General features: G+C 29.9%; 20 protein-coding genes. 7 read left to right on the top strand and 13 right to left on the bottom strand.

The window, feature by feature from the left end; all coding sequences use genetic code 11:
- Positions 1 to 72 precede the first annotated feature (72 nt).
- Genes Q0842_RS12270 through Q0842_RS12260 form a run of 3 tightly spaced genes read left to right on the top strand, consistent with a single transcriptional unit; the run spans position 73 to position 2,283 of the window.
- A complete protein-coding gene (locus Q0842_RS12270; RefSeq protein ID WP_298498422.1) occupies positions 73 to 1,449 on the top strand; it encodes an MATE family efflux transporter in 1,377 nt (458 codons plus the stop codon).
- Positions 1,450 to 1,458: 9 nt separating this feature from the next.
- Positions 1,459 to 1,686 (top strand): hypothetical protein, encoded by a 228-nt coding sequence (locus Q0842_RS12265; RefSeq protein WP_298498420.1) that lies wholly within the window; start codon positions 1,459 to 1,461, stop codon positions 1,684 to 1,686.
- 24 nt (positions 1,687 to 1,710) lie between these two features.
- Complete coding sequence (locus Q0842_RS12260; protein ID WP_298498418.1) at positions 1,711 to 2,283, top strand: phosphatase PAP2 family protein; 573 nt, start codon at positions 1,711 to 1,713, stop codon at positions 2,281 to 2,283.
- On the opposite strand, the gene meaB is transcribed toward Q0842_RS12260, so the two are convergent.
- Together meaB and Q0842_RS12250 are read right to left on the bottom strand one after the other, a co-directional pair.
- Positions 2,280 to 3,356, bottom strand: a complete 1,077-nt coding sequence (gene meaB, locus Q0842_RS12255; RefSeq protein ID WP_298498416.1) for a methylmalonyl Co-A mutase-associated GTPase MeaB — start codon at positions 3,354 to 3,356, stop codon at positions 2,280 to 2,282. The two genes, Q0842_RS12260 and meaB, sit on opposite strands and share 4 nt — an antisense overlap.
- A 74-nt stretch (positions 3,357 to 3,430) precedes the next feature.
- Entirely contained in the window at positions 3,431 to 3,985 is a 555-nt protein-coding gene (locus Q0842_RS12250) for a DUF2911 domain-containing protein (protein WP_298498415.1), read from the bottom strand.
- 216 nt (positions 3,986 to 4,201) lie between these two features.
- Between Q0842_RS12250 and Q0842_RS12245 the strand changes: the two genes are divergently transcribed.
- Genes Q0842_RS12245 through Q0842_RS12235 form a run of 3 tightly spaced genes read left to right on the top strand, consistent with a single transcriptional unit; the run spans position 4,202 to position 6,914 of the window.
- The gene (locus Q0842_RS12245) at positions 4,202 to 4,753 is read left to right on the top strand and encodes an RNA polymerase sigma factor (protein WP_298498414.1); all 552 of its coding nucleotides are present in this window, start codon (positions 4,202 to 4,204) and stop codon (positions 4,751 to 4,753) included.
- A complete protein-coding gene (locus Q0842_RS12240; protein ID WP_298498412.1) occupies positions 4,737 to 5,312 on the top strand; it encodes a hypothetical protein in 576 nt (191 codons plus the stop codon). The genes Q0842_RS12245 and Q0842_RS12240 overlap by 17 nt, the downstream gene beginning before the upstream one ends.
- Before the next feature lie 12 nt (positions 5,313 to 5,324).
- Complete coding sequence (locus tag Q0842_RS12235; RefSeq protein ID WP_298498410.1) at positions 5,325 to 6,914, top strand: hypothetical protein; 1,590 nt, start codon at positions 5,325 to 5,327, stop codon at positions 6,912 to 6,914.
- A 21-nt stretch (positions 6,915 to 6,935) separates the two neighbouring features.
- On the opposite strand, the gene Q0842_RS12230 is transcribed toward Q0842_RS12235, so the two are convergent.
- The 9 genes from Q0842_RS12230 to Q0842_RS12190 form a co-directional block, all read right to left on the bottom strand.
- The gene (locus tag Q0842_RS12230; protein ID WP_298498408.1) at positions 6,936 to 7,613 is read right to left on the bottom strand and encodes a GNAT family N-acetyltransferase; all 678 of its coding nucleotides are present in this window, start codon (positions 7,611 to 7,613) and stop codon (positions 6,936 to 6,938) included.
- A 2-nt stretch (positions 7,614 to 7,615) separates the two neighbouring features.
- Positions 7,616 to 8,533: a tRNA (adenosine(37)-N6)-dimethylallyltransferase MiaA gene (miaA, locus tag Q0842_RS12225; protein WP_298498550.1), complete on the bottom strand. Its 918-nt coding sequence runs from the start codon at positions 8,531 to 8,533 to the stop codon at positions 7,616 to 7,618.
- 174 nt (positions 8,534 to 8,707) lie between these two features.
- The gene (locus Q0842_RS12220; protein WP_298498407.1) at positions 8,708 to 9,559 is read right to left on the bottom strand and encodes an ion transporter; all 852 of its coding nucleotides are present in this window, start codon (positions 9,557 to 9,559) and stop codon (positions 8,708 to 8,710) included.
- Between the two features lie 21 nt (positions 9,560 to 9,580).
- Entirely contained in the window at positions 9,581 to 11,542 is a 1,962-nt protein-coding gene (locus Q0842_RS12215) for a DUF3857 domain-containing protein (RefSeq protein ID WP_298498406.1), read from the bottom strand.
- Between the two features lie 2 nt (positions 11,543 to 11,544).
- Positions 11,545 to 12,909, bottom strand: coding sequence for an exonuclease domain-containing protein (locus tag Q0842_RS12210; protein ID WP_298498548.1), 1,365 nt, complete (start codon positions 12,907 to 12,909; stop codon positions 11,545 to 11,547).
- Positions 12,910 to 12,940: 31 nt separating this feature from the next.
- Complete coding sequence (locus Q0842_RS12205) at positions 12,941 to 13,612, bottom strand: YggS family pyridoxal phosphate-dependent enzyme (protein WP_298498405.1); 672 nt, start codon at positions 13,610 to 13,612, stop codon at positions 12,941 to 12,943.
- Positions 13,613 to 13,648: 36 nt separating this feature from the next.
- Entirely contained in the window at positions 13,649 to 14,887 is a 1,239-nt protein-coding gene (locus Q0842_RS12200) for a DUF1015 domain-containing protein (protein WP_298498404.1), read from the bottom strand.
- 66 nt (positions 14,888 to 14,953) lie between these two features.
- The gene (locus tag Q0842_RS12195; protein WP_298498403.1) at positions 14,954 to 15,844 is read right to left on the bottom strand and encodes a 3-hydroxybutyryl-CoA dehydrogenase; all 891 of its coding nucleotides are present in this window, start codon (positions 15,842 to 15,844) and stop codon (positions 14,954 to 14,956) included.
- The gene (locus Q0842_RS12190) at positions 15,845 to 16,804 is read right to left on the bottom strand and encodes a Gfo/Idh/MocA family oxidoreductase (protein ID WP_298498402.1); all 960 of its coding nucleotides are present in this window, start codon (positions 16,802 to 16,804) and stop codon (positions 15,845 to 15,847) included.
- A gap of 157 nt (positions 16,805 to 16,961) precedes the next feature.
- Here Q0842_RS12190 and Q0842_RS12185 point away from each other — a divergent pair, with 157 nt between their 5' ends.
- Positions 16,962 to 17,603, top strand: a complete 642-nt coding sequence (locus Q0842_RS12185; protein WP_298498400.1) for a protein-L-isoaspartate(D-aspartate) O-methyltransferase — start codon at positions 16,962 to 16,964, stop codon at positions 17,601 to 17,603.
- 13 nt (positions 17,604 to 17,616) lie between these two features.
- Here the strand turns inward: Q0842_RS12185 and Q0842_RS12180 are convergent, their stop codons facing one another.
- Both Q0842_RS12180 and Q0842_RS12175 read right to left on the bottom strand, forming a co-directional pair.
- Positions 17,617 to 18,243 carry a methyltransferase domain-containing protein gene (locus Q0842_RS12180; RefSeq protein WP_298498399.1) on the bottom strand — a complete coding sequence of 209 codons (627 nt, stop codon included), beginning with the start codon at positions 18,241 to 18,243 and terminating at the stop codon, positions 17,617 to 17,619.
- Position 18,244: 1 nt separating this feature from the next.
- Positions 18,245 to 18,796 (bottom strand): hypothetical protein, encoded by a 552-nt coding sequence (locus Q0842_RS12175; RefSeq protein ID WP_298498398.1) that lies wholly within the window; start codon positions 18,794 to 18,796, stop codon positions 18,245 to 18,247.
- Between the last annotated feature and the right edge of the window lie 35 nt (positions 18,797 to 18,831).

Below are 18,831 nucleotides of genomic sequence, written 5' to 3'. Positions count from 1 at the left end.
TAATTTGGTTTTTTTGTCAAAAGAAAATTATCAAATTTATAATAAGTATAACGTAAAGGTTATTTTTGCAAAATGCAATTATCACAATACACAAAAGAATTTAAATATAATTGGCAACTTGCTGCACCAGTTATGTTAGGTATGTTAGGGCATACTTTTGTTAGTTTTGTAGATAATATTATGGTTGGTCAATTAGGTACTGCAGAATTAGCTGCTGTATCTTTAGGAAACAGTTTTATGTTTGTAGCCATGTCTTTAGGGATTGGTTTTTCAACAGCTATTACACCATTAATAGCTGAGGCTGATGCTTCAAAAGATTTTGTTAAAGGTAAATCTACATTTAAAAACGGATTGTTTTTGTGTACCGTTTTAGGAGTTTTGCTTTTTTTATTAGTTTTCTTTGCAAAGCCTTTAATGTATTTAATGAAGCAACCTGTAGAGGTTGTTGAGTTAGCAATACCATATTTAGATTTGGTGGCATTTTCTTTAATTCCTCTAATAATTTTTCAAGGTTTTAAACAATTTAGTGATGGCTTATCTATGACTAAATTTCCTATGTATGCAACCCTTTTAGCAAACATTATAAATATCGTTTTAAATTACATATTAATATTTGGAAAATTTGGTTTTCCAGAATTAGGTATTGTTGGTGCTGCTTACGGAACTTTAGTGTCAAGAATAGTTATGGTTTTGTATTTGTGGTTTTTATTAAAAGGAAATAAAAAATCAATAGCCTTTGTAACCAATATTAAATTCTTTGTATTGGATAAGTTAATGATTAAAAAAATAATGAATTTAGGAGCTCCAAGTGCTATGCAAATGTTTTTTGAAGTAGCTATTTTTACAGCTGCTATATGGTTAAGTGGTTTACTTGGTAAAAACCCACAAGCGGCTAATCAAATAGCTTTAAATTTAGGCTCAATGACTTTTATGGTGGCCATGGGTTTAAGTGTAGCTGCTATGATTCGTGTTGGAAACCAAAAAGGATTGAAAGCCTATTTTGAATTACGAAGAATAGCCTTTTCTTTATTTTTAATGGGCATCATACTAGCTATTGGTTTTGCTATTTTATTCTTTATATTTCATGACTATTTACCAAGAATATATGTTGATTATGATGATGCAGAAAACTTAGTCGATAACATGGAAGTAGTTAGTATCGCCTCAAAATTATTAATAGCAGCAGCTATTTTTCAAATAAGTGATAGTATTCAGGTTGTAGTTTTAGGTGCTTTACGCGGATTGCAAGATGTTAAAATACCAACTATTATTACCTTTATATCTTACTGGTTAGTTGGCTTTCCAATTAGTTGGTTCTTAGGTAAAGAAGATGCTTATGGCAGTTTTGGTATTTGGTTAGGATTATTGGCGGGTTTAACTACAGCATCAATTTTATTGTATATTCGATTTAACTATTTGACAAAAAAACTAATTTTGTCTAACAAATAAACTTAAAAAATGACTTTACCTAAATTTATACTTGGCGATAATACAGAATTCCCTAATGCTATATATGTTATTCATACTGAATTTCCTAGATTTATAATTAACCTTGAAAATGATGAGGTTGAATGGTTTGAAGACTTTGATGCTGAAGACCAAAAAGAATTGGAAACAGAAACTGAAAATGCTATAAGAGAAGCAACTGATTTTTATGATAGTGAAGTAGCTAAGTATGACGAATAGAATTTATTGAAACATTCAAAATAAATGATTGAACAACTTTTAGAATACGATACCAAATTATTTGTTTTTTTAAATAATTTAGGTTCTTCAACTTGGGATGGTTTATGGCTAAACATAACTAATAAGTTTATATTTGGCACTATTTTAGGTGTCCTATTACTTTTTTTATTTTATAAAAATTATGGCCTAAAAGGAATGTTACTTTTAATAGTAGTCATGGCTTTGATGATTACATTTACAGATCAAATTACTAATGTTTTTAAGCGTACATTTATGCGTCCTAGGCCATGTGGTGCTGCCGAAATTGCAGATAATATTAGATTTATTGCTGTACGTTGTGGTAAATATGGGTTCTTTTCTGGGCATTCATCAAACTCTATGGCGGTGGCTATTTTTGGAGGTCTCTTATTAAAGCCTTATTATAAACGGTTAATTTATGTTTTAATTTTAGTAAGCTTAATTGTTGCTTATAGCAGAATATATTTAGGTGTACATTATCCTTTAGATATAGTATGTGGTTTAACTTTTGGAGTTATGTCAGGATATATGTTTTATAAATTAGCTAAATATTTATTAAATCGGTTTGAGCTTTCTTAATTATTAAGATTTAATAAATAATCTGCTGCAGCAAAAGGAGTAGTTTTATTACTTTCTAAAAGTTGAATTTGATTTGCTAAAGCTTTTTTAATTTTTGGCTTGTTAAAAAAATCAGATTTTAATTGCTCTTCTATAGTTTGGATTAGCCAAAATTTATTTTGTTCATTTCTTTTTTTACTAAAGAAATTATTTTTTGTAGTAATTTCAATGTATTCTAAAATAATGTTCCAAATGGAATCTATACCTTCATTTTGTAAAGCACTACATAAAATGACTTTTGGTAGCCAATTTGATGATTTTTCAGGATATAAGTGAAGAGCTCTATTAAATTCTACTTTTGCTAATTTTGCTTTTTTTAAGTTATCACCATCGGCTTTATTAATAGCAATACTGTCTGCCATTTCAATAATACCACGTTTTATTCCTTGTAGTTCATCACCAGCTCCTGCTAGTTTTAAAAGTAAAAAGAAATCAACCATACTGTGAACAGTCGTTTCACTTTGTCCAACTCCTACGGTTTCAATTATTATAACATCAAAGCCAGCAGCTTCACATAAAATAATGGATTCTCTTGTTTTTCTGGCTACACCACCTAAAGATTCACCTGATGCAGAAGGTCGAATAAAAGCATTTTTGTCTTTAACCAAATCTTCCATTCGGGTTTTATCACCTAAAATACTACCCTTTGTTATAGTGCTACTTGGGTCTATCGCTAATACTGCTATACGTTTTCCAATACTTGTAAGATGTTTCCCGAAAGCTTCAATAAAAGTACTTTTGCCAACACCAGGAACACCAGTTACACCAATTCTAATAGAGTTATTGGCATAAGGTAAACATGCTTTTAATAAAGTATTAGCTTGCTTTTTATGTTTGGGGTTTTTACTCTCAACAAGAGTAATTGCTCTACTTAGGGCTGTAACATCTTTTTTTAAAATTGAAGCTAATAAAGCATCTGTGTCAATTTTTGTTTTGCGTTTTTTCTTAATAGATTCAATAGAAGATTTATTAGTAATTTCCGAAACAGAAATACCTTTGTTTTCTTTTAAAGCCGATTTTTTTTGTTTTGACACCAGTTGAGAAAATGTTGGTCTAATTTACAAATTTATTTCTCAGATTACTGTTTATTAAAACGGATAATGAAAACTTATTTAAGGGGTACTGCAATTTTAACATCGTCCCAAGCCATTGTTAAATAAAGGTTGTCTGTAGAGTTATCAAAAGCTATGGTAAATTGCTCTACATGATTAGGTAATCTTTGTACAGGTACTTCAATATTTAAAGCATCGTAATTTGGATCCCACATAGGTTGCATCTCTGCATTTACACCCCATGAATACTGTTTAGAGTTAAAAATAACGGTCCATGTTGAATCTTTAGGAACTGTCCATAAAGTATATTTCCCTGGTTCAAGTGGCATGCCATTAACTTGTAATGGTTTATTGGTTTCAAAAGTGGTAGCTTCGTTTGCACCTGTTCGCCAAACTTGATTATAAGGCACAAGTGCACCAAAAATTTCACGTTCTTTTCTATATGGTCGATTATAAAAAACCTCTAGCTTTAAATCATTTAATTTGAATTCTACAGTATCTTTTGGACTTAATCGTTTTGCAAAAATATTTTCAACAAAAGTAGAATATAAAAATAGTCCTAATGCTACTACAGATAATAAGATTAAAAGACGTTTTAAAAAGGTGTTCATTCAAAGATATATTAGGGTATAAAGATAATTTAAATGGAATAACTTATAAAGAGCAAACGTTAATTTATTTAGATTTGTTATTGATGAAAATAATTTTTTTTATTTTTTCTGCAACACTCCAGTTTTTTAATCGTCTTTTAAATAAACTAACGAAGCCCACTTTATGTTAAGAGCATTTATTTCATTTTGAGGGTTAAAACCAAAAGTTAATCAAGCATGTTTCAAGTTGACATTATTGAAAAATGTAAACAAAACAACCGGAAAGCACAATTGCAGTTATACAACCAGTACTGCGATGGTATGTATATTGTTGCTAAAAGGTTTTTAAAAGATACTGCTGATGCTGAAGATGTGGTACAAGAAGCTTTCATTAAGGCTTTTACAAAACTTCATCAATACAAAGCAGAAGTTACTTTTGGGGCTTGGTTAAAACGTATTGTTGTTAATAAAAGTATTGACCTTCTAAAAGCTAAAAAACAACATTTAGTGGAATTAAATGAGGTGCACCTTAAAGTGGTTGATACGCCTAAAGACGACAATTGGTTAGTAGAGGATACCGTTACATTAAACGATGTAAAAGTGGCTATTAATAAGTTGCCAGATAAGTATCAATATGTTGTGATGTTGTATTTAATTGAAGGGTATGACCATCAAGAGATTTCCGAAATTTTAGAAATTTCTGAGGTAGCTTCAAGAACACAACTATCAAGAGGAAAAGTAAAATTACAAAATCTGTTAACAATTAAAAAAGATGGCACAAGATCTTAGAGAGTTATTTAAAAACGATAAAATATTAGGTGAGCGCATGCCAAAAAATCATGAAACACGTTTTCTTGATAAGTTAAATACGGCTTTGCCAGAAACTAAAACATACAAGTTTAGTTGGATGCAAATTGCAGCCAGCGTTGTAGTACTTTTAGGTTTAAGTTTTGGTGTATTTAAGTGTTTTCAGCCAGCAATAGGAGATACTCCAGAAATTGTTGCTAATAAAACAGCAGACACAAAAACTTTAGGTGATATTTCTCCTGGTTTGAAAAAAGTAGAAGATTATTATTTAGCAAGTATAAATTTGGAGTTGTCTAAAGTAAAATACACACCAGAAACTAAAGAGTTGTTTGATGGATATCTAATACAATTGAATGCGCTTGATAAAGAATACCAAAAACTATCTTTAGAATTAACAGAATCTGGACCTAGTGAATTAACAGTAAATGCCTTAATTGATAATTTAAAGTTACGTTTAAATTTATTATATCGATTAAGATCACAATTGCAAGAATTTAATACTTCTGATGCGCATGTTGATGAAGTTTATCAATCAATCTAAAAAAATCAAAAAATGAACAGTAATTTAAAAAAAATCAAATTATTAGCCTTATGCTTTCTTATAACAGGAGGTGTTATGGCACAACAAAAATTTACTAAAGTATCTCAATCTATAAAAGTAGATAAAGATGTGGTAGTTGATTTAAACACCAGTTATAGTAATATTGTGTTTGACACATGGAATAAAAACACCATTGAAATTGAAGCTTATATTGAAGGAGATAAGCTTAGTAAAGATGAACTAGAAGTAGCTTTAAAAAATTGGGATGTTGATATAGATGCTACGAGCAGTAATGTTACAATTTCTACTAGTGGCGGTCACACTTCTGCGTTATGGATACATAGTGATTCTGATAGTTGTGATGGTTGTGATCATGATAACCATTCCGTAGGTGCTTTGTTGAATGAATTAAAATTTGAACTAGCAGATATGCCAGAAATGCATTTTGATTTCGATTTTGAAGTACCAGAAATACCTGAGATGCCAGAAATGCCAGAGATGCCAGAGATGCCAGAATTACCAGAATTGCCAGAAGGTGTTAATGCTATTAAGTTTGATTATGATGCGTATCAAAAAAATGGCGAAAAGTATTTAGAAGAATGGTCTAAAAATTTCGAATCTAAATACGGAAAAGACTATGCAAAAAAAATGGAAGCATGGGGCGAAAAGTTTGGTAAAGAGTGGGGTGATAAATATGGAAAGGATTATGCTAAAAAGATGGAAGCTTGGGGCGAAAAATTTGGTGAAAAATGGGGTGAGAAATATGCGAAAAAAATGGAAGCATGGGGAGAGCGATTTGCAAAACGTATGGAAACTCAATCAAGTCGTGTTGAAGCCCATGCAGAGCGATTGGAAGCACAGGCAGAGCGTTTTGCAGAACAAAAGGAGCGTTTAGCAGAGCATAAAGCACGAGAATTAGAACATAAACAACATACTAAAGAGCATTTAAAAGAACGTTCTATATTAATTAAGGATAGAGAAAAAGAAATTGAGAGATTATTTCACAAAACAGCAAACCCTAATATTAAAAAAACAATAAAAATAAAAATGCCAAAAGGGGCTAAGTTAAGGGTTAATGTAAAGCATGGTGAAATACAATTTGCTACTAATGTTGATAATTTAGAGGCAGATTTACAATACACAAAATTTACTGCGGAAAGCATTAATGGGAGTTTAACTTCCATTAATGCTTCTTATTCGCCAATTTATGTAACTAATTGGAATTTAGGAGAATTGAATTTAAATCATGTTAAAAATGTTGAGCTAGAAAACGTTAAGCATTTAATTTTAAATTCTATATCGTCTAATATTGATGTAGAGAACTTGTTTGGAAGCGCTATTATTGATGGTAATATTGGGGAGGTAAAAATTTTTAATATCGACGATAATTTTATTAGTCTTAATATGATTCTTCAAAATAATGATGCTTTTATTGAGTTACCTAAAGTAGATTGTAATTTACAATATAAGGGGACACGTTCACTTTTAAAACACCCTAAACTAACAGAAAACCAACATGTTTCTAATTTTTCTTCTGGTAATTTAGCAACTGGAAAAAATATAGTAATCAATGCTAAATATAGCCATGTGACTATGGAGTAAAACTACTTTTATTGCCCTTAATTATTCTCGACTTATTTTCCAGAATTCTAATTTTCTTCTCGTTTCAAAACCAAGTTTTTTATATAAATTTATTGGACCCAAATTGGTTTCATCAACATGTAAAAAAGGGATTTTGTTTTTTTCAAATATTTTATTTGATGTGTGTGTTATAAGCTGCTTAGCATAACCATTACCAACATGATTTGGATGTGTAATAACACCGCTAATTTCTGTAAAATGCTGCATCTGCATGCGCTCGCCAGTTATGGCTACCAGTTTTTGGTTTTTAAAAATACCAAAGTAACGTCCTAAAGTATTGGTTTTAGGTTTAAAAAAATCCGGATATGCAATATCTACTAAATTCATTAATTCTTTATAATGACTTTCGTTTAACTCTACAATATGTTCTGTTATGGGATAATTAATTTTATGACGAAGAATCATTTGTAAACCAACATATTTAATAGGCGGTTTAAAATTTGTTGGCATTTTGGGTTTATTGCCTACTAGAAAAAAGTTTTTTATTAATTTAGAGTGCTTCTCTATAGCTTCAGTAGTATCTTGGTTTTCAACTAAAGCGCCAAAAGGCGTGAAGTCTGGATGGTAAAATTTCACATTACCATAGTCTATGCATTGTTGGTGGTGTGTATCGGTTAATGAAAACCAAACCGGATTGTCTAAAACATCTTCTTTAGCCATATTTAATTATTTAAATGCAAATTTAGTTGGCTTATTATATTTTCTAATGGTGCATTATAATCAAACCATAATGTATCCTCTTTTTTCTTAAACCACGTAAGTTGTCTTTTGGCAAAGCGTCGGGTATTCTTTTTTATTTCTGAAATGGCAAAGTCTAATTCCCATTCGCCATTTAGGTAGTTGAATAATTCTTTATATCCTACAGTATTTAGGGCGTTTAAATCTTTATAGTTAGTGAGTCCTTTTACCTCATTAAGTAAACCCTCGTTAATCATAATATCTACCCGTTGGTTTATACGTTGGTATATTAATTCTCTATTGGCTTTTAAACCAATAGTTATAGTTTTAAAATGCCGTTTTTCTTTACCTTGATTTAAAAATGAAGAATAAGGTTTATCTGTTCCTATACAAATTTCTAAAGCACGTATAATACGATGAGGATTATCTATAGCTATTGTATTATATGAAATAGGATCTAATATTTGTAGTTGGTTTTGAAGCGACTCTATTCCATCATTTTTTAATTGATTATTAAGAGTTTCGCGAATGTTAGAGTCTATTTCAGGAAAATGGTCTAAGCCTTTAGTTACAGCATCTACATACAAACCAGATCCGCCAACCATAATCACTATATTATTAACTTTAAATAATGTTTCTAAACAATGTAAAGCATCTTTTTCGAAAGCACCCACATTGTAGTTATCTTTAATAGATTTATGATGGATAAAATGGTGTTTTGCTCCTAATAACTCTTCAGTAGTTGGTGCTGCTGTTCCTATTTGCATTTCTTTAAAAAACTGCCGCGAATCTGCAGAAATTATCTCTGTATTAAAATGCTGGGCTAATTTAATACTTAATGCTGTTTTGCCTATTGCTGTTGGACCAACAATTGAAATGAGATATTTAGTATTTGAATTGATAATTTTAAAATATTTATTTGGTAAAGTTAATTTGAAAAAATGACTAAACAAACATTTAGGTGTTAGCTATTTTTATGAATGCAAGCGTTAGGGATTACAGAGAAAATCCTTTTTGTGAGGCACGAACAAAAAGATTGCAACGTAAAGCCCGACCCTTGTGGTAACGCCCAAATTTTAAGCTTTCAATTTTTCGCCACAATTATAGCAGAACTCAGCTTTGTCTTTGTGTTTTGTTGCTAAACAATTTTGGCATGATTTCGAGTTTAAGTGTAGTTCTGGGGCTTTTGGTTTTTCATTTTTATTACTATGTTGGTTTGCGTATTCTGCAGATACAATACCAGTAGGAACAGCTATAATACCATAACCTAATACCATAACTAACGAGGCTATAAATTGACCTAATGGTGTTTGTGGTGCAATATCACCAAAACCAACTGTGGTTAGTGTAACAATACACCAATACACACTTTTAGGGATGTTGGTAAATCCGTTTTCTTCACCTTCTATAAGATACATTACAGTACCTAAAATAACAGCTACAATAATGACTGCAAATAGAAAAACTGATATTTTTACACGACTAGCTTTTAAAGCATTTACAAGATTATTGGAAGCGCCTAAATATCTTGCTAGTTTTAATATTCTAAAAACACGTAATAAACGTAAAGCCCTTAAAGCTGCTAAAGCATGAATGCCTCCAAATACTAAAGAAATGTATTTAGGTATTGTAGATAGTAAATCTATAATACCATAAAAACTAAATATATATTTTGAAGGTTTTTTTACAGTAATAATTCTTGCTATATACTCTAAACTAAACAGAATAGTGATTACCCACTCTGATATATTTAAAAAATTGTGATATCTGTTATCAATACTTTTTACACTTTCTAGCATTACTAATAGGATACTAGCAATAATGGCTATAAGCAGTATAACATCAAAAAGTTTACCACCTGGCGTGTCTGCTTCATAAATAATATCATGAAGTTTTGTTTTCCAGTTTTTTTTTGATTGCTTATTCATAAAATCAAAAGTAAGAAAAGATTAGTTACTTTTTTCAAGTAAAATAATAGTGTTGTTTTGAATATCTACAACCTTATTCATAAATTCTTTTAAATACTCGTAGTATTCGGCCTGGTAAATGGCCTGTTTGAATACAATTTTAAAGGATAAAATGACTTTGTTTCCTAGTTTTTGAGAGCTAAATAATAATTGCCCTGTATTATTTGGCAGTACTATATTATGTGATTTTGGCAGCTCTACAACTTTATAATTATCCTTTAACTCTATTTCAAACATGTAGAAATAACTGTCTTTATAACCAAAATCAATAGGGTAGGTGCGTTCTTGTAATTTAAAAGGGTTTTCATTAAAAAACTTTACAAAAAAGGGGTTTAAATAAATGTTATTTCCAGCTTCATCAAAATGGTATTCTAAGTTATAGGCTTCTTTAAAATCTTTGCTTGTTTTGCCTTTTGATGTTATTTTAAAATCTGATATTTTTAAATAAGGAAAGTTGTTTTCTAGTTTATCTAAATAATCATTTGAATTTGCATAATATGCTTTTTTCTTATAAAAAGCGTGATACCCAGTTCTTTTAGATTTTATAGATCCTACAAGGGCTTCATCTTCATCAAACTTTAATTTTGCTTGGTAAAAAATGTTTGAGGGTGTGCTTGGTTTTATTTCTATCCAATCACTTCCATTTTTAAAATCAAGTATTCTACCAATTTGATTAAGACATTTAAAAGGAATATCTCCAAAATTTAAGAAACTATCTGTAGCGTCTAAAAGGTATTTTTTATCATTTATAGTTGCTTGTACGATTAGATAATTATAATCAAAAATTACTGGAAAAATAGTTGTTGGAAATCCATTATTTCTGGTTGATATTAATATAGGTTTTACATCTATACCAGATTCTTCTAGTAAGTTATGTAATAAAATATTTATAGACGATACATTTCCAGATTTGTTTTTTAATAGATTTTTAATGGATACATCTCTGTATATTTTATAATCTCCGTTCCATGTATAATTATTTTGCACATAACTATATATTGCTTGAGATTGTTTTAATTTATCTGATTCATTTATGATTTCACTACTTAAAAGAGATTCAATGTCTATAGATTTTTTTAGTTGTTTACCTATCTCCTTATCGGTTCTAAACTCTCTATCTACATCTTTCCATGATTTTGTGAAATGCTTTACAGTACCATCAGTATCTCTAAACGTTTTTAAATCATATTCTATACGTGCTAAGTAATTTTTTTTAGAAGTCATATAATCCTCTTCAATAAAAGCAGGAATGTCTTTCATGGCATAAACATTTTCACTACAATCTGCAGTTGCACCATTATTCATTATTAAACATTCTTTTTTTATAACAGAAGTATTTGTAGTAAGCTTTTTTCCTCCTACAAGTTTTGTGTGAAATAACCAGTTACCAGGAATACTAGCATTGTATTCACTATATAATTTAGGAATAACATCTTGAAAATCCCAACCTTTGTAACTTGAAACAAATGGACAAATTATTTTATAACTATAAGTAATTACAGATCCCTCTTTAAGGTTTGGTAATGTAAATATAATTGAGGAGTGATTTTCATCGTATTTTTCTGTGTAAATATTTTCCTTTTCAAGTTTAGTTTTTATTACATCTTCACCAATTTTATTATAAGTTGTAGCAATTATATTTTCAACTTTTTCAGACTTTGTTTTATTGTTATATAAAAAAATCTCTACAGTCGCATTTTTAAAACCCTCTCTATTTAAAATTTTTATTTTATGTTTTACATCGGTTCTTAAATCGTAATCATTTTTATCTACATAGCTTTTTCCTACTTCGTAAATTACTAATGCATTTGCAGTAGAATCTTTTGCAAAGGTTTTAGCCTCGATATCTCCTAATGTTACTTGATAAGATTCTGAATTATAATTTTCTTGTGATAGGCTTTTTAAGCTAAATAGTAATAAAAGTATTAATGTAATGTTTTTCATGTTTAATCTATTGATATTATTTTTAAGCGTTTGTTTCGCCTTATATAGTTTTGAATTATATGCTGTGTATCTCTATTATTTTGCATGGGTGTTATAATAGATTCTAAAACCTTAAGATTAGTAATTTGGTAATTTAAATTAATAAACCCAATGCCTTTAAAAACACCATTTTCAATTAAGATTGCACTACGCTCATCTATTTCGCGACCTCTATCTACAATTACCATGTTTTTGTTTGAATAACTGTTTTTTTCAATTAGTGCTTCAACACGTTTATTGTATGATTCTGGTGATTCTTTTTGGATACATGCACCGTCACAGGATTTAATCTCATAACTAAAACAACTGGTTTTAGTTTTGTATAAGCCTGTTAGTTTTTGACATAAATTAAAATCTTCAACAGCTTTTGTAATAAAACTTTTTCCGCTTTGGCGATTACTAAAAGTTGTTATGTTTTTTTTACGACCATCGGCAATATCAATTTTTAAATTTAAATAGCCATGCTCATCTTTAAAAGCATATAAAGCATGTGTAAATATTGAACGACGTAAGGCTCTATTGTATATGGGTTTTATTCTTTTTATTTCTTCACTTTCTTTTAAAAGCGCAACTAGTTCGCTACCAGTAGCTTCGTAAGTAACAGATGCTACTTTAGCTTGTATTTTTTTTGATTTAGCATTAGTACCTGTAAAATGCTGATTTATACGTTTTTTAATATTGTTGCTCTTACCAATATAAATAATATCGCCATTTGATTTATGTATATAATAAACCCCGGTAATTGATGGTAACTCTGCAATTATATCTAAATGCCTTGGTTCGAGTTGGCGTTTAGGGTTAAGACGTATGGATTTTTGTATTATACTTTTGCTAGTATCTTTAGTTAATAAAAGTTTAAACAACTTAACAGTAGCTAAAGCATCTCCAGAAGCCCGATGTCTATCGGTTACTGGAATACCCAGCGAGCGCACTAGCTTACCTAAACTATAGGATGCTTGCCCAGGAATTAAATCTTTAGATAGCTCGACGGTACATAAAGATTTCCTTTCATAATCAAAACCTAATCTTCTAAATTCTGTACCCAAAATTCGGTAGTCAAATTGAGCATTATGTGCAACAAGAATGCAATCTTCGGTAATTTCAACAATACGTTTAGCTATTTCATAAAATTTTGGTGCATTACGTAGCATGTTACTGTTAATACCTGTAAGGTTAACTACAAAGGGTTGTATGTCTCGCTCTGGATTAACAAGGCTTATAAATTGATCTACTATTTCATGGCCATCAAACTTGTAAATAGCAATTTCTGTTATACCTTCTTCATTGTACTTTCCACCAGTAGTTTCTATGTCTAATATTGCGTAAATAGTGTGTTATTGTTTTAAATTAAAAATTTTATTAATTTGAATAATTACGTGTACCAAATATACTACTTCCTACTCGAATCATAGTACTTCCACACTCAATTGCTAATTGGTAATCTCCACTCATTCCCATACTAATGGTTTCTAGTTTACAATAGTCAGATTGAAGCCCTTTTAGCGCATCAAATGCAAATTTTAAACGATTAAATTCATTTTTTATTTGATCTTCATTATCAGTAAAAGTGGCCATGCCCATAACACCAGTAACTTTAATATTTTTTAATTCTGAGAATTTTTCTGATTGAATAATTTCTGATGCATCTTCAAAGGACATTCCAAATTTTGAATCTTCGGTAGCTATTCTTATTTGAAGTAAGCAATCAATAACTCTATTATGTTTTTTTGCTTGTTTATTTATTTCTGATAGAAGTTTATAATTATCTACCCCATGAATTAATGAAACAAACGAAGCCATATACTTTACTTTATTTCTTTGTACGTGCCCAATCATATGCCATTGTATATCTTTAGGCATGTTTTCATGTTTTTCAACCATTTCTTGAATTTTATTTTCACCAAAAATGCGTTGTCCTGCATTATAGGCTTCCATTAAATCACTTATAGGTTTGGTTTTAGAAACAGCAACTAATTTTACATGTTCTGGAATAGAAGATTTTATCTTTTTGAGATTTTCTTGTATACTCATTTATTTGTCTGTAATTTTTTTACTTCTTTACAAAGCTTAATATTCATAAATTGTTATTCCACTTCTTAGTTTAGGTAGAATATAGGTACTTTTAGGAGGCATTTTTAAACCTTCATCTGCAATGCGTTTTATTTCATTAATATTTGCAGGACACATACCAAAACCTACTTTAAAAACACCATTATCAACACTACTCTTTATAGTTATCATTTCATCTCTACCATTAACATATTCAATACGATTGTTATTTCGTAAGTCATTAATTCCTAATATAGGTTTTAGTATGGTATTGTAAAGTAATTGTGCATCAAGATTATCTAAGGCAGTATTAAACTTGTATCTGTTTTTTCTTAAATAAAGTGCATAAAACTCACCATCTAAATACATACTAAAATGATGTTTTTTTGATGGGTGGTACGGGAAAATCCCTTTGTTTTTAATGCGATATAAATTATCTAATTGAATTAAGAATTCTTCTTTAGTTAAGCCATTAAGGTCTTTAACTAGACGATTAAATTCATGAATTACCAAATCGGATTCTGGTATGAGATAAGACATGAAAAAATTGTAGGACTCACCACCATTATGGTTTGGGTTTTTTGCTTTTTCTTCTTTATATAAAAGGGCAGATGAAGCAGATCTATGATGCCCATCAGCAATGTAAATGCTGTTCATTTTATTAAACTCCTCTTGAATGCTTGCAATTGTTTTATCACAATCAATTTTCCATAAATAATGCGTGTCTCTGTAAGTCATTGTAAACTCAAATTCGGCATGATTTTTTTGAGTTTCTTGAATTATAGATGCAATTATTTGATTATCAGGGTAGGTAAGGAGCACAGGTTCTGCATTAAATCCAACTGTTTGCAAATAACTTTTAAAAGTTTCTTCGCGTTTTGCAATAGTGTTTTCATGCTTTTTAATAATATCTTCATGGTAATCTTCAGCACTTGTTGCGGCTATTATTCCATTAAATTCTTGCCCGTGTCTATTAACTATTTTATAAACATAAAATGATGGTTTTTCATCTTGTATAAAAACACCATCTTCTTTAAATTCTAGATATCTATTTCTTACTAATTTATAGCGTTCTTTACCGGTAATAACTTGGTCGAATTTATAACCTGGATTCACAATATGTAGAAAACTATAAGGATTATAATCCATTCTAGATTCGCGCTCGTTTACTGTATAACTTTGGTAAGGGCGTGAAGCTACTAAACCAACAATGGCTCTAGTTGGTCTTACTGCTTTAAAAGGAATAATTTTTGCCATTAAATTTACTTTAAAGTCTAAGTATTCAGTCCCATAAGTATAACTATAAGTTGAGACTAGACTTGTTTACTTTAAAAATTGTTTTGCAATTTTCTCTGCTTTTCTACTTTCAGAATAATCATAAAAACCTTCTCCAGATTTTACTCCTAGTTTTCCTGCTCTTACCATATTTACTAAAAGCGGGCAAGGTGCGTATTTAGGGTTTTTAAATCCATCATACATAACATTTAAAATAGATAAGCAAACATCTAAACCTATAAAATCTGCTAATTGTAATGGTCCCATTGGGTGAGCCATACCTAACTTCATAACCGTATCAATCTCATTAACTCCTGCAACGGCATTGTATAAGGTTTCAATAGATTCATTAATCATTGGCATTAAAATACGGTTTGCTACAAAGCCAGGATAATCATTGACTTCAACTGGATTTTTGCCTAATGTTTTAGAAAGTTCCATGATGGTATTAGTAACATGATCACTAGTATTATAGCCTCTAATGATTTCTACCAATTTCATAATTGGAACAGGATTCATAAAATGCATACCAATAACCTGTTCTGGTCTTGATGTTACTGCTGCAATTTGTGTTATCGATATTGAAGATGTATTGGTAGCTAAAATGGTAGATGCTTTACAAGCCTCATCTAAAGACTTAAAAATTTTTAGTTTTAATTCTAAATTCTCAGTAGCAGCTTCAACAACTAATTCTGTATTATTAACTCCATCTTGTAAATTTGTAAATAGAGTTATGTTATTTAATGTGTCTGTTTTTTGTTGCTCTGTAATTTTTTCTTTTGCTACCATACGATCTAAATTGGTAGCAATGGTTTTAAAACCTTTATTTAGCGCATCGTTATTAACATCAATTAAATGAACATTAAATCCACTTTGTGCAAAAGTATGGGCAATACCATTTCCCATAGTTCCAGCTCCAATAACAGCAACATTTTTCATTTAAAAAGAATTTATTATTTGTGTTGCAACACGTAGTGCTTCAGTTCCATCATGTAATGTTACAACTGGAGTTGTGTTGTTATTTATAGCATCAGCAAAGGTTTCTAATTCATCAAGGATAGAATTATTATCAGGTACAGATGGGTTATCAAAATAAATCTGTTTTTTAACGCCTTCGGCATTTTGTAAAATCATATCAAAATCACCAGGATTTTCTGGAGCATCTTTCATTTTAACAACTTCACATTTTTTAGTTAAAAAATCAACAGAGATATAAGCATCTTTTTGAAAGAAACGAGCTTTACGCATTTTTTTCAAAGAAATTCTACTAGCTGTTAAGTTGGCAACGCAACCATTTTCAAATTCTAACCTAGCATTTGCAATGTCTGGTGTGTCACTAATTACAGCAACTCCACTAGCAGAAACACTTTTTACTTTAGATTTTACAACACTTAAAATAATATCTATATCATGTATCATTAAATCTAAAACCACAGGAACATCAGTCCCTCTAGGATTAAATTCTGCCAAACGATGTGTTTCAATAAACATAGGCGAATTAATCTCATCTTTAACAGCAAGATATGCGGGGTTAAAACGCTCTACGTGTCCTACTTGTCCGCGTAAATTATGTTTCGCTAAAAGTTCTCTAATATGTTCAGCCTCTTCAACCGTATTAGTAATTGGTTTTTCAATAAAAACATGTTTTCCTTTTGCGATAGCTTGTTTTGCACAATCGTAATGCGATAGTGTAGGGGTAACAATATCAACCATATCAACAGCATCTATTAACGCATCAATAGAGTTGAAAAATTTATAACCAAATTCCGCTTCTACTTTTTTACCATTTTCTTCATCGGCATCATAGAACCCAACAAGGTTGTATTTTTCAGATTGTTTAAGAAGTCTTAAATGAATTTTTCCTAAGTGACCAGCACCAAGTACACCAGCTTTAAGCATAATATTTACGTTTTCAACAAAAATAAGATAATTAAAAGATGATGTTACGTATTTAGTATAAAATTTTAGGTTAAAAATTAAGAAAAATAAAATCTGAATAAATAGTTTTAAGCTTGAAAATCTTTAACTAAATTTAGCAAACTAAATGCAAGCATAATTGAAAGATACTTTTAAACATAAGGGATTAAGACAACAACTAGTTAATATATTAAAAAACAAAGGCATAACAGATCAAAATGTTTTAAAAGCTATTGGTAAAATACCAAGACATTTATTTATGGATTCTAGTTTTCTAGACCATGCTTATCAAGATAAAGCATTTCCTATTGCTGCAGACCAAACCATATCTCAACCTTATACAGTTGCATTTCAGACTGAATTATTACAAACTAAACCTGGCGATAAAATATTAGAAATAGGAACAGGAAGTGGCTATCAGACAGCTGTTTTATGTGAAATGGGAGCTAAAGTTTATAGTATAGAACGCCAAAACGAATTGTTTAAAAAAACAAGTAAGTTTTTACCAAAACTAGGATATCGCGCTAAGAAATTAATTTTTGGTGATGGTTATATTGGGCTTGAGGATGAAGCACCTTTTGATGGTATTATTGTAACTGCAGGTGCACCTTTTGTACCTAAACCATTACTAAGTCAATTAAAAATAGGTGGTAAATTAGTGATTCCTGTTGGTGATGATGTGCAAATAATGACAATGTTTACCAGAAAAGGACCTAAAGAATTTGAGCAAGAGGAATTTGGCGAATTTAGGTTTGTACCATTATTAGAAGATAAAAATTAACCTGTCTATAAGCTTAAACTAAAGCAACACTTTTTTTAACGAAAATTCCAAATAGCTCATTATCCGTTCTAGATTCAATAGAATTATAACATTCGTTAAATGATTTTACTTCAAAATAAGGGTTTAAATAATTAAGATATTCTTCTTTTGAACCTCCAAAAGGACGTTTTTCCATGTTATCTGTTAAAGGAAATTTAAACCATAAACCTACTAGTTTTCCGTTTTCATTTAGTAAATCAAATACTTTAGAGGTGTAGCTTTGTCGGTTAGATTTAGTAGGAGTGAAAGAGCAGAAAAATGTTTGTTCAAAAATTAAATCGTATTGCTCATTATGACTAAAAAAATCATCATGTATAACTTGGTTAAAAGGGAAATGAGGTACCCTTTTTTTAAAATTATCAAGTGGCTCTTTAGAGATATCTAAAACATAAACATTATTAAAACCTTTATTAAAAAGGTATTCGGCTTCATAAGAATTTCCTGCGCCGGGAATTAATATTTTTAAATTTTTATTCTCAATTTGGTCAATATAAGCCTTTAATGGAGTTGAAGGTTTACCTATATCCCAGCCGGTTTGGTGTTCTAAATAACGTTTAGTCCAGAAAGCTTCTTCTGAATTTGAGTTATCTTGATTAATCATATTATTTGTTATATTTTTCTGGAATAGGGTTTTCTTCGGTTTCTTGCGCCCAGTAAATATTAATTATCCACCAACGGCTACCATCATTTAGTAATTGAATACTATTAATACCTTTCATAAAAGGTGTTTCATCAGTTGCACTATTAAAAGCTTCATAAGTGCTAAATACGTGGCTTATGTTTCCAAAAGTATCTACTTTACGATGTGTTTCTTTTTCAAAAAAACCGTTTTCAACTAGCCATTTACCAGAGCTTTTAATATAATCATCTGGAGACATAAAACGGACCCTATAATTTCCAGCTTTATCTTTTCCAGAAGGTATTAATTTTGCATCGGGTTTAAAAAGAAACTTAAATTGTTTCCAATTTCTTTTCTCTTTTTTTTCGCCAGATATAACATTATATAATGCTTTAATTGTGCTATCTAAAGTTAAAACAGAAGTACTATCAATTGTAAACTCAACTTTTTCTTCATCATTCTTTTTTTCCTTTTTTTGAGCTTGAGTGTTTAAAGACAAAACACAAATAAAAACAAACAATATTAAGTTTTTCATAACCAAATTTTTAAAAGTGTAAATTAGAAATTATT

Origin of the sequence: uncultured Algibacter sp., from assembly GCF_947495675.1 — a bacterium.
Lineage (GTDB): Bacteria > Bacteroidota > Bacteroidia > Flavobacteriales > Flavobacteriaceae > Algibacter_B.
This window is presented reverse-complemented; position numbering and strand designations above follow the sequence as displayed.

Coding starts and splice junctions, on each gene's coding strand:
- Q0842_RS12270 (WP_298498422.1), top strand. CDS start 73: ATGCAATTATCACAATACACAAAAGAATTTAAATATAATTGGCAACTT.
- Q0842_RS12265 (WP_298498420.1), top strand. CDS start 1,459: ATGACTTTACCTAAATTTATACTTGGCGATAATACAGAATTCCCTAAT.
- Q0842_RS12260 (WP_298498418.1), top strand. CDS start 1,711: ATGATTGAACAACTTTTAGAATACGATACCAAATTATTTGTTTTTTTA.
- Q0842_RS12250 (WP_298498415.1), bottom strand. CDS start 3,985: ATGAACACCTTTTTAAAACGTCTTTTAATCTTATTATCTGTAGTAGCA.
- Q0842_RS12245 (WP_298498414.1), top strand. CDS start 4,202: ATGTTTCAAGTTGACATTATTGAAAAATGTAAACAAAACAACCGGAAA.
- Q0842_RS12240 (WP_298498412.1), top strand. CDS start 4,737: ATGGCACAAGATCTTAGAGAGTTATTTAAAAACGATAAAATATTAGGT.
- Q0842_RS12235 (WP_298498410.1), top strand. CDS start 5,325: ATGAACAGTAATTTAAAAAAAATCAAATTATTAGCCTTATGCTTTCTT.
- Q0842_RS12230 (WP_298498408.1), bottom strand. CDS start 7,613: ATGGCTAAAGAAGATGTTTTAGACAATCCGGTTTGGTTTTCATTAACC.
- Q0842_RS12220 (WP_298498407.1), bottom strand. CDS start 9,559: ATGAATAAGCAATCAAAAAAAAACTGGAAAACAAAACTTCATGATATT.
- Q0842_RS12215 (WP_298498406.1), bottom strand. CDS start 11,542: ATGAAAAACATTACATTAATACTTTTATTACTATTTAGCTTAAAAAGC.
- Q0842_RS12205 (WP_298498405.1), bottom strand. CDS start 13,612: ATGAGTATACAAGAAAATCTCAAAAAGATAAAATCTTCTATTCCAGAA.
- Q0842_RS12200 (WP_298498404.1), bottom strand. CDS start 14,887: ATGGCAAAAATTATTCCTTTTAAAGCAGTAAGACCAACTAGAGCCATT.
- Q0842_RS12195 (WP_298498403.1), bottom strand. CDS start 15,844: ATGAAAAATGTTGCTGTTATTGGAGCTGGAACTATGGGAAATGGTATT.
- Q0842_RS12190 (WP_298498402.1), bottom strand. CDS start 16,804: ATGCTTAAAGCTGGTGTACTTGGTGCTGGTCACTTAGGAAAAATTCAT.
- Q0842_RS12180 (WP_298498399.1), bottom strand. CDS start 18,243: ATGATTAATCAAGATAACTCAAATTCAGAAGAAGCTTTCTGGACTAAA.
- Q0842_RS12175 (WP_298498398.1), bottom strand. CDS start 18,796: ATGAAAAACTTAATATTGTTTGTTTTTATTTGTGTTTTGTCTTTAAAC.